This is a genomic window from Paenibacillus sp. MT124, from assembly GCF_058792755.1.
Map to the genome: position 1 here is coordinate 6,305,758 of NZ_CM179500.1, position 16,831 is coordinate 6,322,588.

A 16,831-nucleotide genomic window follows, 5' to 3' on the forward strand; every position below is an offset into this window, starting at 1 on the left:
TCAAACCGTTTCAACGTAGCCCTGCATCAAGATCGTTATATGGGCTGCTTCATCGTCAACATCTCGCGGAGTGCCTTCTTGCTAACCTTGCCCACACCCGTCTTGGGAAAAGATTGGACAAACTCAACCCGATCTGGGATTTTGTAGCTCGCCAGGCCGCGACTGCGCAAGTAGGACTTGATTTCGGCAGCAGTCAGATTCTCGCCGCTGGGTACGATAAACGCACAGGAGCGCTCGCCTAGATATTCATCTGGCATGGACACCAGTGCTGCATCATGAACCCCCGGATGAGCCAGCAGGTGGTTCTCCACCTCCTCGGCAGCCACTTTGTCACCGCCACGGTTAATCTGATCCTTCGCCCGGCCCTCCACAACGAGGTAACCCTCGGGTGTTAAGCTCGCAATATCTCCTGTACGATAGAACCCATCTGTAGTGAAGGATTTCGAGTTATGTTCTTCGGCCTTGTAATATCCGCGAATGGTATAGGGGCCCCGGGTCAGCAGATGCCCGGATTGCCCCAACTCCACTTCAATGTCCTCGTCATCTACAATTCTTACCTCGTCATATGGGGACATCGGTTTGCCCTGTGTGTTAATAATGAGGTGCTCGGGATCATCCAAACGGGTGTAGTTCACCAGCCCCTCAGCCATGCCAAAGACTTGCTGCAGTGTGCAGCCCAGGACAGGTCTGACGCGTCCAGCCACCTCCGCACTGAATTTGGCTCCACCAACCTGGAGAACCTGCAGGGATGTCAGCTTGGTTCCTCTCGCAGCGGCCGCGTTCAGCCAGATTAGGGCGAGCGGCGGCACCAGCGCCGTGATGGTCACCTGATGCTCCTTCATGAGCGGGAAAGCTTCATCCGGGCTTGACCCCCGTGACAGCACAACCGTACCTCCTGCATAGAGCGTGCCTAGTATTCCTGGTGAACTTAGAGGGTAATTATGCGCTATAGGCAGAACAGCCAGGTATACACTTTCCGGGCCGAGTCCGCAGACCTCGACGCTTCTCCGCAGACTGTAGATATAGTCATCATGGGTGCGCGGGATCATTTTGGACAGTCCGGTGCTTCCACCAGACAACTGAAGAAAGGCTACATCCGAAGAGACAGGTTGATCATCCTTGAGCTGAACGGGATCAATATATAAATCCTCCAGATTAGTAAATGCACCGGCTTCTCCTGCCACGATGATATGTCTAAGGCTCGGCACCTCTGCCTGAACTTCTGCTGCAAGTTTTCGATAATCAAATCCCCCATCCTGATCCGGGATCAGATAAGCAACAGCCTCAGAGAAGCGGGCGAAGTACTCGATTTCACTTTTCCGATGCAAAGGAAGTGCAAACACCGGCAGTGCTCCCAAACGGAACAGGGCAAAGATCACCTCAACAAAAGCTGGCATGTTCGGCAGCTGTACAATAACGCGGTCATATTTCCGTATTCCCTTGGCATACAACCCTGCCGCCAATTGGTCGACTCGTCTGTCCAACTCTGCATAGGTTAATTGCTCTCCACCGCTAATAATGGCAGTACGATTGCCATAACCATCCGCACGCTGCCGGAGCATTTCTCCAAATGTAATGCCCTCCCAGCAACCTTCCTGACGATAAAGCTCTGCAAACTCTTCAGGCCAAGCCTGATATCCTGGCAGCATCTTTTTATTCCTCCTTCAAACGGGATACGTTGAAATCCAAACCCATGGCAAGCAGCATTGTTCTGAATTTGGCGGAGGTCTCTGCCAGTTCCGCTTCCGGTGTGGAGCCCGCTACGATGCCTGCCCCAGCGAATAATCGAAGTTCATTGCCTTCCACTTCCGCACAGCGGATGGTCACAGCCCATTCCCCGTCTCCCTCGCTGTCGCACCAGCCAACCATGCCGGTAAACAGTCCGCGATCAAACGGTTCTTGTGACCCAATGGCCTCTCTGGCCGTTAATACAGGCGTTCCGCAGATAGCCGGGGTCGGATGGAGAGCAAATGCCACCTCTAGTGACGAAATATCTTTATCCAGCAATTCTCCATGAATCTCGGTAGACAAATGCCACATCGTGCTTGTCTGGATCAAGGAGGGCTCTGCCGGAACGATCAGTTCTTTGCAAAGAGGTCGGAGTGCCGCGGAAACAGCATCAATGACGACAGCATGCTCATGCCGATCTTTGGCTGAAGCCAGCAGCGCCTCTGCACGGCGGCGATCCTCAGCAGGGTCATCACTTCGGGCAGCGGAGCCAGCCAGCGGATTCGCCCGTATGGTGGTACCTTTTCGAGTAACCAACAGCTCCGGGCTTGCGCCAATGAACGTACGTGTGGCTTGGTGATCGAGTTCATAATCGTTGCGATTTATCGTTGTTATAGTACTTTTCGTTTCAGGAACTTTCCTCATGGGAACTGCAAACGTATACCCGTGTGCATTATCCCTGAACAAATTACGCAGAAGTTGATGTGTGTCTACGAGATCATCTGAGATCACACGCAGTGTGCGGGATAACACAACTTTGTCGAGTTCTCCATGTTCCATCTGCCTCAGCACATGAATGACACTTCGTTGATACGTCTCGGCCCCAGGCACTTCCTCAATCTCACAGCCAGCCGCTGCCGGGCGCCTCTCGTATGATCCGTTCAGATCATGGCTTGGAGGTTCTGCCCATTGCACCGTTTCCGGAATTAACAGCTCGGCTGAGGATTGACTCGGATCAAAAGGTATCGCTCCCACCACAATTGGTTTCCGATGGCCCGTTTGCTGCGCTTTCTGAATCATTGTGCGAACCTGTTCAATAACAAAATGTACTCCTTCCACGTGGTTACCAGGGGCATGATCCATGTTTCCTGAGGAATCAGATACCACCTGCTGCTGAACAGCGGAGACAGGAAACCTCATTTGCTCGCCTTGAGCGAGCAAGGTATGTTGCGGTGAAGACCAGAAAAAGGACGTCCCCTCCCGATATTGTTCCAGAAGGTGTAAGGCGGAGGTTGCTGTGATTGCAGCCGCTTTTGACATATTCATCATCTCCTTATCTTGATTCAGACGCCGAGTGTGGCGCCTCCATCCACACACAAATCATGCATGGTAATATGTCTCGCCTGGTCTGATGCCAAAAAGAGTACGGCATCCGCGATATCGGAAGGCAATGCCATCCTGTTCAGAGGAATGCCGAGACGGTACGCCTGCTGCGATCCTGCAATGACGGCCTGCGCGCCATGTTCATCCTGCCACAACGCACGCTGCATGGGGGTGTCCGTCGATCCTGGAGATACAATATTGCAGCGGATATGCTGCTCCGCATATTCAAGCGCAAGACATTTGGTAAACATGGTGGACGCCGCCTTGGAGGCTGCATATGCCGACATGTGCATCCGGGGTACGCCTGAAGCGTTCGAGCCAACAGTAACCACTGTTCCCGATTGGCGCCTTGCCATATTTCGTACAACTGCACGTGACATATAAAATACACCGTGGGTATTAACGTCGAATGTCCTTGTCCATTCCTCGTCGCTCAGGGCTTCCACTGTACCTGTATGCAGCACACCAGCTGCATTTACCAAAATGCCAATCGGTCCAAGTGTTGCCTCGATTCGCTGTACGGTATCGTCTACCGATTGGCATTTCGCAATATCAGCAGGATAAGCAGCCGCCTGATGGCCTTGATGATTTAGATCCACAGCCAGCTGACCGAGCTGCTCTTCCCGAATATCTACTGCCGCTACAACTGCACCCTGTTCAGCCAGAGCTCTGGCAACCGCTTCGCCGATTCCCTGTGCTGCACCGGTGACCAGAGCTACTTTTCCATGAATTCCTGTATAACTCACGCTGTGTACCTCCCCTGACTTACTGCCTGTTGAACGTTGATTCATTGTTGAACTCGATTGGATCATCCATGTTATCTCAGCCAATCGAAAAGCGGCCAATCCCGTACCTGACTCAAGCAAACATCTTATTCTTCCACCCACCTACGCTTCAGGACTGCAGGCCAAACGTATCGCACGACTGATCAGAAACGGCAGCACCGAGACATGATTCTCTTCCTCGAACTCGGTATATTGGATATCGAGGCCCGGCTGTTTCAGCGCAGATAGGCGTTCCGTTAAATCCGATGCCTTCTCATTGTTGCGGGCAGGATGGTTCTTCTCCTGTTCGCCCATGCCAATCCAGACCTGAACGTTGACCGGATGCTGCTCCAGACCTGCGATGAACTCCTGTTCCTCAGCCAGCATCACCTTCTGGTTCCAATGAAGCGAAGGGCTTCCAGCAATGTAGTAACGGAAAGCATCCGGCTTGGTAAAAAGGGTGTGCAGAACGAACAATCCGCCAAGTGAATGGCCAAAAATGGCCTGTCTGTTCCGATCGATGTTGAACTGCTGCTCCATGTCAGGCTTCAGTTCCTCTTCAATGAATTGCAGAAAAGCATCCGCTCCCCCCTGCTCAGGCAGAATTGTCCCATCCGACTTGTGGGTATATTCCGTCGTGGCCTGCGGAGTAAAATCGTAATACCGATGAGGCGAGAACGCGGCGGCAGTCGGGTACCCGATTCCAACGATGATGGCCGGGAGTGCCCCGGTCTTCTCTGGTCTGCGTCCCTGTATGCGAGCCGCTTCCACCATCGTGCCGAAGACAGAGTTAGCGTCGAGCAGGTAGATCACAGGATATCCCGACGGCGGGGCGGCCTCTGCGGGTTGATATACCATGATCTGATAAGCATGCTTCCCCGCTCTCGATTTCATCGTCCACTGTTCTGAACGGGGAATGGGAACAGCACTGCGTGTCATCTGCTCAAGGGTCCCTGAGGCTGATTGATTATGCTGAAACGTCATTACGGATGGATCCTCCTCGTTGTTCAACTCACATTGCTATGTGTATATAGATCATATTGTTTTATATGAGATTGATTCTCATTACCAATTATAAAAGAGTGATTTCGGCTGTCCCATGGACGATATCCAGAATTCATTTTGATTATCTCCATATGTACATATTTTTCTTGATTGATTTTATGCCTTGGCAAAAAAACAACAGCTCCTCCCCGTGACACCTCGAACTCAGAAATAAGATCCGGTTCGGGACACTCCGAGAAGGAGCTGATTCATCGCTATTATTGGGTCAATGCCTTCAGTGTATCGTCAATGACATGACCATAGGCAATCAATCCGCCGCCCAGCCATGGTGCTGGATCGACAGCATATACATTTCCCGCTTTAACAGCAGGCATGCTCTGCCACACTTTGGTATCCGTCATCTCTTTCATGCTGCCTGGCCCCTGTTCAACGGTGAAAATATAATCCGCGTCAATCTCGGGCAGCACTTCGGTGGAGACAATCGCGCTGTTCTCCGTTTCGACAAGTTTGGGCTTGCCGAGTCCCAACTGTTCGTATACGACATAGCCGCTGAAGTAGTTTCCGCCCATCATGCTGATTCCGCGGGGAGCAAAGCGGATAATGGCCGCTTTCTTACCGTCCGCTACCTTGGCGATCTCTGTCTTCGCAGCGTCTACCTTGGCGTGGTATGTCTTGATGGCCTGTTCTGCCTCAGCCGTTTTGCCAAGCAGATCGCCAATGATCTCCAGTGACTTCTCTACATCCCCCGATGCATTGTTAAATACATAGGTTGGTGCAATCTTCGAGTAACTCTCATATACACCATTTTCGGCATAATTCGCCGTGTGCAGGATAATAAAATCAGGGTTGTAAGCCATCAATGCTTCAGGCGAAGGCAGCCCACTCGAGAAATCGAGTGTAGGTACGTCACTTAGCTGATCCTGCAAGTAAACATGCCCTTGGGTGCCGCTTGCCCATTGAGCAACGGGCTTGACGCCGAGTGTAAGCAGGGAATCCTCGAGATAAGGTGCAAATACACGCTCCACTTTGGCAGGAACCACCACATCATGTCCCATTTCGTCTTTTACAGTTCGTTCGCCAGTCGCAGTTTCTGCAGTCTCTTCTTCTTGTACGGCCGTTTCTGATGAGGCTGTTGTGGAGGCCTCGGCTGTCTTCTGCTCCTGCTGCGCTGCTCCTTCATGTTCTGATGTGGAGCCACAGGCTGCCAGTAATCCAACCATTAATACGAGTACAATCAAGGCTGACAGCCGATGATTAATCCACCTTCTTGGAGCGAAACGTTGCCCGTTCTCTTTTTGCTGCTGATGCATGATAGTTCCCCCTTGATAAACATTCTCATTTAGATAGATGGATTATATGTCATGTCGCCCGTGAATCACCATGGACGTTATCCAGATATATATTTGGACAATATCCCGTGAAAATGAGCAATGCCTCATCCAGCATACGCATAACGCCTACTGCAGAATAATCGAACCAAGGATCGCCAGTGATCAGGTGTGTCTGATACTGACGCACAGCGTTCAGCTGTCTCCATACTGGCGAGTGCTGCAGACTGAGCCAGTATGCCCGCGATACGGCCTCGGGACATACCATAATCAGGATCCGGTCCGGATTCATTACATTTAATTGTTCCAGCGTCAGCGGTGTATTGGTGCTGGCATCGGGGAAGGTCTCCAGCTGCAATGCCCCATAGAGCACCTCCTCGATTCCCGGATTACTATAGAGATAGAGGCGCTGACCATATACCCGGATCACAGCCACCTTCTCGCATCCTACTTGCTTCTGCACGGATTCCCGCGCTTTCTCTACCCGCTTGTTATATAGTCCAATCCACTGTTCTGCCTGTTCCTCCCGTTCCAGGAACGCAGCAATCATGCGCAGCTGTGCACGCCAATCGGTCTGATGCTGGGGTACAAAACAGCAAGGCGCAATCTCAGCAAGTCCAGCTTGATCCTCTTCACTGAGTTGATCGGTACCAATGATGGCATCCGGCCGTATGTGCACAAGCCGCTCTACGTTCGCTTCGAATCTCCAACTGGTATATGGATCTGTTAGTTTAAGATGGGACTGGATTTCGGTGCGATGCGCGTTATAATAATACGCTGTCCATTTCGGATCGATGGGCGCAGCAATGGGCATGACATTGAGGGCCAGCAGATGTCCGATGACGCTGGAGGAGCAAGTGGCAATGCGTTTTCTGGCGTTCTTGGCATAATCGGAAGGAGAAACGCCGACTTCTTTTTTGAATTTGCGGCTGAAATAATATTCATCGCTGTATCCGACTCTGAGCGCGATATCACGCAGTTTATACCCGGATTCCTTCAGATAACGCTTGGCCCGGTTAATACGGAGATCTGTCAGATACTCCATCGCGCTGAGACCGTAGGTTTTTTTGAATAGATCAACAAAATACTTCGGACTGATATTTGCTCTCTGAGCAAGATCGGCAATAGACAATGCTTCATTGTAATGCTCGTCCATATAGGTTTTTACTTCAGCAAGGTCCGTCTTGGGGCTGCGACTCATAACGGGGGCTCGCACAGCACGGTGCAATTCATTCTCCAGTAACATGAGGCCACTCCTCTCGATCTGTTTGATCATCTTAATATGAAGCGTACAGCGTACGTTGAGGTCAGTTGACTGATTCATCATTTACCGACAATGATAATCATTATCAATTAAAGTATCATATTCTTTTCCTCTCAGTCAATCCATATATGGAAATATGTGCACCCGTTTCAGTTCAAATGATCCTCGCCATCCATATGTATAAAAAAGCCAACGACGTGACGATGCACGCGTTAGCTCTTGAATTTGATCTGTTATCTCAATTGTTTTTATTCGTTCCTAATCCCGGCTCCGCAGCTTGCTGAGCAGACGTAAAATCTCGATATACAGCCATACCAGGGTAACCATAAGCCCAAATGCGCCGTACCACTCCATATATTTTGGAGCACCTTGTTCAGCGCCGTTCTCAATAAAGTCAAAATCAAGCACCAGATTCAGTGCCGCTACGATAACGATTACGACAGAAATCCCAATTCCGATCAGACTGTTGTCATGCAGATAGGGAACGGTAATTCCGAACAATCCCAGCACGAAACTGAGCAGATACATGATCATAATACCGCCAGTTGCCGCTACCACTCCCAGCTTGAAGTTCTCCGTAGCTTTGATCAGTCTCGTTTTGTAAGCGACCAGCAGGGCAATGAACACTGCCATAGTCAGCAAAGCAGCCTGCAAAGTGATTCCGTTGTACAATGACTCGTAGGTTGCGGAGAGTGCGCCAAGGAACATGCCTTCCGCGATGGCATAGATGGGAACAAGATAGGGTGCTGCCACAGGTTTGAACGAGATAATCAATGCCAGAATAAATCCGACGATGGCACCTCCGATGGCGAGAGGAAGCACTTCCTGACCGTTAAAGAACATCATCCATGTCGCAAATGCACTGCCGAGCAGGATGACCAGCGTAATGAATGACTTGTTCACTGTGCCGTTAATCGTCATGTAACGCTGGTACCGGTCATCTCCATATCCACCGGCATTTTCAAATGTACTGTCCTTGAGTGTGGGGTTACCACTGCGTCCGATCAAAACAATCACCACTTCTATGTATTGGGTCAATCTTTGAAACCAATCTTTACGTTCTTTGCTTTCTACATGTTCTACTACATTTCTAGTGATCTGCTATTCATATCTTTCGATGTTCAAGTACAGACTTGGATGCAATCGGTCGATCACATCCTTATCCATCGTTACACCCCTGTAGGACATATGTCCCGGGCTGTAAAATCTCTTTTTAACTTGATACAGACTTTTTTTAATGCTAGTTGTTGCTGTAGTTACCTCAGCAGAAGACTTAGTTATAGAACACTTTGTCTACATTGTATTTCGCACGCATCGTATTAATGATATAGGTCTCATAAATTTCACGGTCTACGGCATCTTCCACCAGACAAACCTCAATGGTCGCCACTTCTTCCCGGTGATTCTTCATTGGAGAAACGGTATCCTCAAAATGCTTCTTGATCCGCGGTCTCAATTTTCTTGCTTTCCCGACAAATAACAGCTCTCCATCGGCATTGTAAAACATGAAGATTCCACCCTTTTCACGCGTGATCAGGTGAAAATCGGTGAAACCATAGATGTGGCTAAGCTGCGGGTTTTCCTGCTTGGTGATGGTTACATCCGGCGTTGGTACGGTAATCTGAATCATTGGGCTCACTTCCTCATTATCTATAGGCTTACATCCTATCATACATTATTACAGGAAACCATTTCATCCTATAAGATGCACAATTCACGCTATTTTCAACTATTACGACAATAATTTCAAAAAAAAGGTTAACTTCCCTGATTCAAAGTGGTACTATAGGGGTATGAGGAAGAAATTGGGCACTAAGACATATGTCTTTATATCTACTTCCGTCTATTGTACCCTATGAATCATGATCTTTTTCATACTGAATTCTGTAATGTGCGCACCACAACAAGAGGACAGTTAGCACGTATTGCAAGTCTGTAGCTTTTAGGATTCATCATCAATACGACCCTTGCAGCAAGCAAATGTAGAAAGAGATTCATTGTAGATTGTAACGTAGAAAAAGAAGTAGATGTAGAAGTAAGAAGTGGATTTGAATTAGAAAGCCTGCAATTCCAGTCAGCAAGGACCAACGAGATCCACGTAGAAGAAACGATAGCTATCGATCCTAGAAAAGAGAAGAATGGTCATGCCATGCAATCTTAGTAAGTCATAACTTCATAACAGCAGATCTATATAGAATTGGATCAAGCTACACCCACAGCCCGGCACGAAGCCAGGGCTTTTTTACGTTGTCCCATTGATATCCCAACCCCTCGTAATCAACCGATCATCGTTATTTTTCATAAGCAATTCCCCCCTGCCTTAAACCATTGATAACTGCCCCCGTATACTCCTATCTACCTTCATTGAATCTTGAGTTCGCAGTATATTTAAAAGAAAAAAAGAGACGCCGACCAAGCGGCATCCCTTAAACTACTTCAGAAAGGTCCATTTACGAGCGGTGATCGCGGAGGGAACCTCAGCTTCCCTACAGGTAAGCCTTTCCTCTTCCTCGACTCAAATAAATCATCAAAAACACAAACGCCGCGGCAAAGGACGCTGTAATGATCCAGATCGGAATCCGCGGATCGAGCGCGTATGCCCAGCCTCCCACGATACCGGCCGGGGAAGTAAGCAGCAGGATGACGACGGAAAGCATCGAGAATACCTTCGCTCTTTTTTCGTCGTCAATCGCGTTCTGGACGGCCGCTTCGAGGTACGGCGAGCTGATCATCAATCCGACGGCGGCAAGCACGGTACTTAAACCAATCCAGACCAGGTTCGACGTCGGCCACAGCACCAGCATCACGTTCGAAAGCAACGACAGTACAAAACCAGCCATCATCGAGCGCGTTTCTCCTTCGGCTGGAATCTTCGGCATGATGAACCACAGCGCGAGCAGCATAATAATAGAGGAAACGGCAGGAACGAGCGAGATTAGTCCGCTGTCCACTTTCAGATAGTCGGCCAGATACAGCGATAGATAGGTCGTTTTTAGCGTCATTTGAAAGTTGAACAGGATATAAACGACGAAGATCAGCATCAGACTGCGGCTGGCAAACAGATCTCGGATCGCGCCGCTATAATCGATCAAACTCTTTTTGAGACCGAGTTCCTTCGTCTCTTTCATTTTCCGATAACCCATTTCCGTTTCCTTCGTGGTCAGGTGCCGCCCGATGAATTGGAAGGTCATGAGCACCGAACACAGCACATACATGATCCGAGTGCCATCCACCAGTCCGTAATGATCGACCAACAGACCGCCAAGCGGAGCGAACAAACCACCGACGACGCCGATGATCTGAAGCAGTGTGAAAACGTAAGTCCGGTCCTTTTTTGGCGTATCCTCGACGATCAGACAGTAAAAGGCGATATGCGGAACACGCTGAAGCCCGTTGATGAATGTCGCGATAACGAAAAACCAGACATTTTGGGAAAAGGCAAAGATCAGCATCGCAACGCTCCAACTAAGCACGTCGAAGGTGAGGATGGCGCGTTTGCGTCCCATTCGGTCGGTCAAATACCCGCTCATGAATGATGACAGCACCTGCACGATAAGCCCGAGCGTCGTAATCCAGCCAATATTGGTCTCGGTAACGCCCAGCTCATACATGTACAGCGTAGCGTAAGTTGCCATCATGCTGTACGGAATCAAGAAAAACGGTTCAAAAGCGAGACAGCCCCGGCTGTTGCCGCGAAGTCTCGGGAAAAGCGTTCTTGCCATGCGGGATTTCCTCCGGTGTCGTCATATTGGAATTAAAGCATTTTGGGTCATGTTCAAATATAGGTTACTATAGAAAAATCATGAAAAATAGAGGTGTTGAAAAAAAATTAACGTGACTAAAGGCAGCTGAACGGATCGACAGCTATCGGTTCCCGGTTCCAACCACCTCGTGATGGAAACAGAGGTATCGTGGTTCTTTCGGTGGAGTTTATAATATGGCAAGATAGCAAACAGAGGGAGTGATGGGATGTATTCCGATCTGCAACTGACGGAGGACCGCCCTGTATATATACAAGTCAAAGATTATATGAAGCGATTGATGCTCAAAGGCGGATTGCAGGCAAAGCAAAAGCTGCCTTCCACCCGTGAACTCAGTACACTGATGAAGGTTAGCCGCAGCACCGTCCTGCTCGCTTATGCCGAGCTAGAAGAAGAAGGTCTGATCTATGCGGTGAAAGGCAAAGGCAACTACGTCAGCCCCATGATTGAAGCGCCTGAGCCAACCAATGGCTGGCAGCTGGATTGGAAAAGCCGCGTAAGCAACTATGCGATTCAGGCGGAACAATATGATCTCATGAAACATGGTTCCGGTGCAGAACGTGGCGAGATCTCGTTTACCAGTATTGCCCCGGATGAAAAGCTGTTCGATCTGCATAATGTGAAACGGGCCTTCCTTGATCGCATGTCTCTCGAAGGCGAAGTGCTGCTGAACTACGGATATGCACAAGGCTACCGTCCTCTGATGAACTATCTGCTCCGGTACATGGAGAACAAGGGTGTTGACCTGACCGGCAAGGATATTCTAATTACCAACGGATTCACGGAAGGCTTCGATCTGGTGCTTGGTGCCTTGCGCAGACAAAGCGGCAGAGCTCTATGCGAGAACCCTACCCATCATACGGCCATCAAAAATCTGAAGCTTCATGAGTTCAACCTCACAGGCGTGGACATGGAGCCGGACGGGTTGAACCTGCAGCAGTTGGAACATGAACTGGTCACAAGTTCGTATGATCTGGCCTATTTGGTACCTTCTTATCACAATCCAACCGGAACGGTGACTTCTCCTGCCAAACGGGCAGAGATTATCCGGTTAATGAATCAGTACGAAGTGCCCATTATCGAGGACGGGTTCAATGAGGAACTGCGTTATTCCGGTTCCCACGTCTCCCCTCTCATCGCTAGTGCGGGCAAGGGTAATGGACTCGTCTATCTGGGCAGCTTCTCCAAGGTACTCTTTCCCGGGCTGCGGGTAGGCTGGGTCATTGCAGATGCAGCACTGATTGATTATTTGGAAAGCATGAAACGGGCCCGCAGCATTCACACCTCAACACTGGACCAATCCCTGCTCTACCAATACTTGAGCAACGGTAATTTTGAGAAGTATCTGAAGCGGGCCCGCACGGAATATAAGCGGAAATATGAACTGGTCGTGCGCTGCTTGCGCAAGCATCTGCCCATGTGCCAGATCTCCGGCGAGGGTGGTTTGCATTTGTTTGTGCAATTTCCTCCGGGATACCGAACCCGGGAATTGCTGGCTGCCTGCAAGGTGAAGGGTGTGACCTTCACGCCCGGCGATACCTTTTATCTGGAACCAGGTCAGGGGTTAAATACGATGCGCCTGGGCTTCTCCAGGGTCAGCGATGACAATATTCGCAAAGGTATCCGTATCATTGGTGAGACCACGGCTCAGATGAGCTGAAACGGCTGAATAACAACATGGGAGGATTACACATGAAGGTTGGCGTGATTATGGGCGGAACATCTTCCGAGCGGGATATTTCCCTGCTCACCGGACAGGAGATGATTGCCCATCTGGATAGAAATAAATATGAAGTCATTCCCATTGAGCTAAGCAGCAAACGGGATCTGATCGACAAATCAGCGGGTATTGATGTAGCCTTACTCGCACTGCATGGCAAATACGGCGAAGACGGTACAGTTCAAGGTACCCTGGATTCGCTTGGCATTCCATATACGGGTTGCGGTGTCTTGTCCAGCAGCGTATGTATGGATAAGGACATGTCCAAACAGCTCATGCACCATGCGGGCATACCTACTGGAGCGTGGGTGCAGGTGCACCATCTGGAAGAACTGTCATCTACGGTGGTGCAGCAGTTGACATATCCGGTCGTTGTGAAGCCCAACTCAGGCGGCTCCAGCATTGGCACCCAGGTTGTTCAAGAGGCTTCATCTCTTCAAGCCGCGGTTGAAGCTGCACTCAAATGGGATGGCACGGTCATGATTGAACAATATATCGCAGGGGATGAAATTACCTGTGCCATTGTAGATGGCAAGATGCTTCCGATCATCTCCATTCGTTCAAGCGCCGAGTTCTTCGACTATAGCTCCAAATATAATGACGGCGGAGCCGAGGAACAGGTGATTCAGCTGCCTGCCGACATTCACCAGCGCGTGGAAGATGCCGCACTGGCCTGTTACCGTGTGCTGAAATGCAGCGTCTATGCCCGCGTGGATATGATCATCCGTGATGGCATGCCTTATGTACTTGAAGTCAACACGCTTCCAGGTCTAACCCGCAACAGTCTGCTGCCCAAAAGTGCAGCCGCTGCAGGTATTTCCTTTACAGAGCTGCTGGATACCATCATTGAACTCTCACTGAAGGAACGAAATAAGGAGGCACAGCTATCATGAGCCAGGATGTAACAATACGCAGCAGTTCAACGGAAGATCTGCAGGATATGGTCATTCTCATGGACCAACTGGGCTATCCCACGACGTATGCTGAAATGCAGGAGCGTTATGCCCACATTGCGGCTGATGCAAATTTTAATACGTTCGTCGCCGAGGTTCGTGGACGTGTGGTCGGATTGATTGGCATGCAAACCTCTTACCTGTATGAGAAAAACGGCCAGCACTGCCGCATCCTTGCACTCATCGTGCATGACCAGTTCAGAGGCACCGGGATAGGCCGTCAGCTGATTCTGGCAGCAGAGCAATGGGCCGCCAGCCAAGGCATAGACTCGCTCTCCTTGAACAGCGGTAACCGTCCCGACCGTGAAGCAGCTCATGAGTTCTATCGGCAGATGGGCTTTACCGCAGGGAGCACTGGATTCAGCAAAAAGCCGCAGGCTCTTCAGTATGCCTAATATTCGCATCATACTAATAAAAGCGCCTGTCCCCAACAACTTGCTGGGAACAGGCGCTTTCTGATGACGGAGATTACAAGGAATCTGGCATACTCTGAAATCCCCTCTCGCACATACAGATGTCGTACAGATGTTATAACTTATGGCCGATCGATAAAGATCCAGCCGGTTTCACTTTCCTTATCCACCGTTGCTCCAAGAGACTCAGCCATGAAGCGCAGTGGAACGTAAGTCTTACCGTTTTTGCCCACATAGGCGGATTCAACCATGGTTACATCCTTGCCTGCAACCGTTGCATTCTTGGAACCCACAGTCAGGACAATTTCATTGCCCGTAATGTCGTCAGTAACAACGATGGTATCCGATCCCTTGGTCCATTTCACTTCAGCATCCAATTCCTCGGACAGGTAACGCAGAGGAACGAATGTTGTATTTTTTACCGTAATGGCACCGTAGGTCTCATCTTCCGGATACAGCATAATGCTCTTCCGAGTGATGCCGGCTTCGTCTTTCAGCAGCTGATACACGACAGAATTGGAATCAAAGTTGCGCAGCATCTGTCCAGGAGTAATATCTTCCTTCATCAGATCGATTACGCCACCTGTTGTGTCAACCGCATCCACGGTTACCGCTCCACCGATATTCCACTGCTCGCTGTCTGCGTATAGAGTCACGGATTGCAAAGGCAGATCCTCGGAGGCAGGCAGTGCCACTTTCAACTCAGCATTTTGCTTGCGGATGTTCAGCGCACTGTCGAGATAGAAATCGAGCTTAAACGTTGTATCTGTGCCAAATACCGTCTTCAGTTCGGGCACTTCATTCAACAATTCGTTCAACCCTTGATCATAGTTAACCAGAAGCTCGTCGAGTCCTGCCTTGATCATCGGGTACATGGTTGCAACAGCTGCCTCTTTGGATTCTGGCATTAAGGAGGTCATGGCTCCTGTGTCCACTTCTTCCACCTGATTTATTGCTGTCAGCAGTGGATAGAACACCTCATATAGATCGCCGATCAGATCCTTGAGTCCTTGCTCATCCTTGGAAACACTTGTCAGAAACGGTTTAACCATGGCAAGAATCTCTTCTCCAGTGATCTCCATATGGAGCTTGGAGAGGTTGAGGGACTCACCGTTAACCGATTCCTGTACAGGCGTAACAGAGATATTTTTCGGATTGGACAGATGCTTCAGGACAAAAGAAAGCAATTTGGGAGAGAGCTCCTCGATCTGCTTTTCCAGAGCCTTGGTGTCCATCATCGGAAGTGTTTGCGCGCCTTCCAGAGCCTCAAGTGATATGTACAGCGGCTTCTGCGCACCGTCCAGGTCGATCACCATTTGAGTTTCATCCATGGATAGATGGAAAGGCAATTTAGTTCCTTGGAAACTCACAGAACCTTGGATCGATGCCGTTTGGGCATCCTTCACTTTGGCATTTTCAATGTCCAGGGATACGGAATTAATAAGTTCAATCATTTCGTTGTCTTTCTCGGTAGCGAATTCTTTAGCCGGCTCTATGTTAATGTGCATGGACTGTTTCGATTCACCGGATTTTACGTTTGTACTGTTGGCCATGGCTTTACTAATATCCACCCCACCAACAGCCTGACATCCCGTAAGCGCCACCATCATCAAAACGAGTGGTACGGCGATCCACTTGGCTAACCTTCGATTTTTGATACGATCTCCTCCTTAGGAAAAATGTGGTTCATTCCTATTATGAGGCCATCAGGTAAATGTTGTAAACCGGGTGGATCGTAAAAACGCCAAAAAAGGCCGGAAATGTGTCCGACCTTTGGATAAGAATTTATTTTAAACGACTTCGTACATTACTCTTTGGTTTCCTCGTTAACCTCTTCAGTCGGTTCATTGTCCTCTGTCGTTACAGGGGTTTCAAATTGATCCGGCTCGTCGTCTTGAATGGCTTTGTTCTCTTCATTCTGGTCCTGTGTCATATCGCAATCCCTCTCTTCTAGCGGATTTTCGTGATTATCTTCAAGGCATTAGCCTTGTTCTATCAATAACCCGTACCGAAGCAGCTTAAACATGAAGGCGCGTCATCTTTATGAACCGTTTCAGAAAATATAAAAGACGATTCCATTCCCGGCGGCTGCAGTTGCCTGATATAGAGCCTGAACATCATTCATTGTCTGAACGATCTCCCTGAAGGTCTCCTCTGCATCCCAGCCTTCCATGACCGGGTAGACACCTTCCGTAACCATTTGGTCCAGGTCAAAACGTGCCTTCAGTTCATCGGGGTCCAGCTGCTCCAGAGCCATGTAAGCTTCCAGCACCTGTTCGTTCGAGAGCAAAAACAGATCCATGTCCGAATAATTCCCCAAATATTGTTCCCCTGACATCGGCACCACATATCCGAGAGGCGGCTCTCCTTCAGCCAGGTTACCGGTTAAGGTGAACTGAAGCATCTGCCACGTTTTATCAATATCCAGATCGACGGAACAATCATGCACACTGATCTCGCCTGACTTGATCGATTCAATCAACTCGTCGGTCACCACTAGATATCTACCGGACATTCCCATAACATGATCCCTCCTATGGTTTTACTTCTCTGTCCCCCATTAACCGTGTAT

General features: G+C 49.4%; 15 protein-coding genes. 3 read left to right on the top strand and 12 right to left on the bottom strand.

Annotated features, from left to right (window positions below; translation table 11 throughout):
• Positions 1 to 35: 35 nt before the first annotated feature.
• The 9 genes from AC3RCI_RS28495 to AC3RCI_RS28535 form a co-directional block, all read right to left on the bottom strand.
• A complete protein-coding gene (locus tag AC3RCI_RS28495) occupies positions 36 to 1,649 on the bottom strand; it encodes a (2,3-dihydroxybenzoyl)adenylate synthase (RefSeq protein ID WP_492527173.1) in 1,614 nt (537 codons plus the stop codon).
• 4 nt (positions 1,650 to 1,653) lie between these two features.
• A complete protein-coding gene (gene dhbC, locus AC3RCI_RS28500; protein ID WP_492527174.1) occupies positions 1,654 to 2,988 on the bottom strand; it encodes an isochorismate synthase DhbC in 1,335 nt (444 codons plus the stop codon).
• Between the two features lie 23 nt (positions 2,989 to 3,011).
• Positions 3,012 to 3,797: a 2,3-dihydro-2,3-dihydroxybenzoate dehydrogenase gene (locus AC3RCI_RS28505; RefSeq protein WP_492527175.1), complete on the bottom strand. Its 786-nt coding sequence runs from the start codon at positions 3,795 to 3,797 to the stop codon at positions 3,012 to 3,014.
• 141 nt (positions 3,798 to 3,938) lie between these two features.
• Positions 3,939 to 4,799 (bottom strand): alpha/beta hydrolase, encoded by an 861-nt coding sequence (locus AC3RCI_RS28510; RefSeq protein ID WP_492527176.1) that lies wholly within the window; start codon positions 4,797 to 4,799, stop codon positions 3,939 to 3,941.
• A 278-nt stretch (positions 4,800 to 5,077) separates the two neighbouring features.
• Positions 5,078 to 6,130, bottom strand: a complete 1,053-nt coding sequence (locus AC3RCI_RS28515; RefSeq protein WP_492527177.1) for an ABC transporter substrate-binding protein — start codon at positions 6,128 to 6,130, stop codon at positions 5,078 to 5,080.
• A gap of 49 nt (positions 6,131 to 6,179) precedes the next feature.
• Positions 6,180 to 7,394 carry an AraC family transcriptional regulator gene (locus AC3RCI_RS28520; protein WP_492527178.1) on the bottom strand — a complete coding sequence of 405 codons (1,215 nt, stop codon included), beginning with the start codon at positions 7,392 to 7,394 and terminating at the stop codon, positions 6,180 to 6,182.
• A gap of 276 nt (positions 7,395 to 7,670) precedes the next feature.
• Complete coding sequence (locus tag AC3RCI_RS28525; protein ID WP_492527179.1) at positions 7,671 to 8,420, bottom strand: Bax inhibitor-1/YccA family protein; 750 nt, start codon at positions 8,418 to 8,420, stop codon at positions 7,671 to 7,673.
• A 265-nt stretch (positions 8,421 to 8,685) separates the two neighbouring features.
• The gene (locus tag AC3RCI_RS28530) at positions 8,686 to 9,042 is read right to left on the bottom strand and encodes a nucleotide excision repair endonuclease (RefSeq protein ID WP_095360246.1); all 357 of its coding nucleotides are present in this window, start codon (positions 9,040 to 9,042) and stop codon (positions 8,686 to 8,688) included.
• 856 nt (positions 9,043 to 9,898) lie between these two features.
• A complete protein-coding gene (locus AC3RCI_RS28535) occupies positions 9,899 to 11,134 on the bottom strand; it encodes an MFS transporter (protein WP_154894509.1) in 1,236 nt (411 codons plus the stop codon).
• Between the two features lie 247 nt (positions 11,135 to 11,381).
• Between AC3RCI_RS28535 and pdxR the strand changes: the two genes are divergently transcribed.
• From pdxR to AC3RCI_RS28550, 3 genes are read left to right on the top strand one after another with little or no spacing between them, the layout of a single operon-like run.
• The gene (gene pdxR / locus AC3RCI_RS28540) at positions 11,382 to 12,833 is read left to right on the top strand and encodes a MocR-like pyridoxine biosynthesis transcription factor PdxR (RefSeq protein ID WP_492527180.1); all 1,452 of its coding nucleotides are present in this window, start codon (positions 11,382 to 11,384) and stop codon (positions 12,831 to 12,833) included.
• A 32-nt stretch (positions 12,834 to 12,865) separates the two neighbouring features.
• On the top strand, positions 12,866 to 13,786 hold the full coding sequence (locus AC3RCI_RS28545) for a D-alanine--D-alanine ligase (RefSeq protein ID WP_492527181.1): 921 nt from the start codon (positions 12,866 to 12,868) through the stop codon (positions 13,784 to 13,786).
• Positions 13,783 to 14,241, top strand: a complete 459-nt coding sequence (locus AC3RCI_RS28550) for a GNAT family N-acetyltransferase (RefSeq protein WP_492527182.1) — start codon at positions 13,783 to 13,785, stop codon at positions 14,239 to 14,241. The genes AC3RCI_RS28545 and AC3RCI_RS28550 overlap by 4 nt, the downstream gene beginning before the upstream one ends.
• A gap of 140 nt (positions 14,242 to 14,381) precedes the next feature.
• On the opposite strand, the gene AC3RCI_RS28555 is transcribed toward AC3RCI_RS28550, so the two are convergent.
• The 3 genes from AC3RCI_RS28555 to AC3RCI_RS28565 form a co-directional block, all read right to left on the bottom strand.
• A complete protein-coding gene (locus AC3RCI_RS28555) occupies positions 14,382 to 15,830 on the bottom strand; it encodes a copper amine oxidase N-terminal domain-containing protein (RefSeq protein WP_492527183.1) in 1,449 nt (482 codons plus the stop codon).
• A gap of 236 nt (positions 15,831 to 16,066) precedes the next feature.
• The gene (locus tag AC3RCI_RS28560; RefSeq protein WP_492527184.1) at positions 16,067 to 16,192 is read right to left on the bottom strand and encodes a hypothetical protein; all 126 of its coding nucleotides are present in this window, start codon (positions 16,190 to 16,192) and stop codon (positions 16,067 to 16,069) included.
• 120 nt (positions 16,193 to 16,312) lie between these two features.
• Positions 16,313 to 16,780 (bottom strand): YfbM family protein, encoded by a 468-nt coding sequence (locus tag AC3RCI_RS28565; protein WP_492527185.1) that lies wholly within the window; start codon positions 16,778 to 16,780, stop codon positions 16,313 to 16,315.
• Between the last annotated feature and the right edge of the window lie 51 nt (positions 16,781 to 16,831).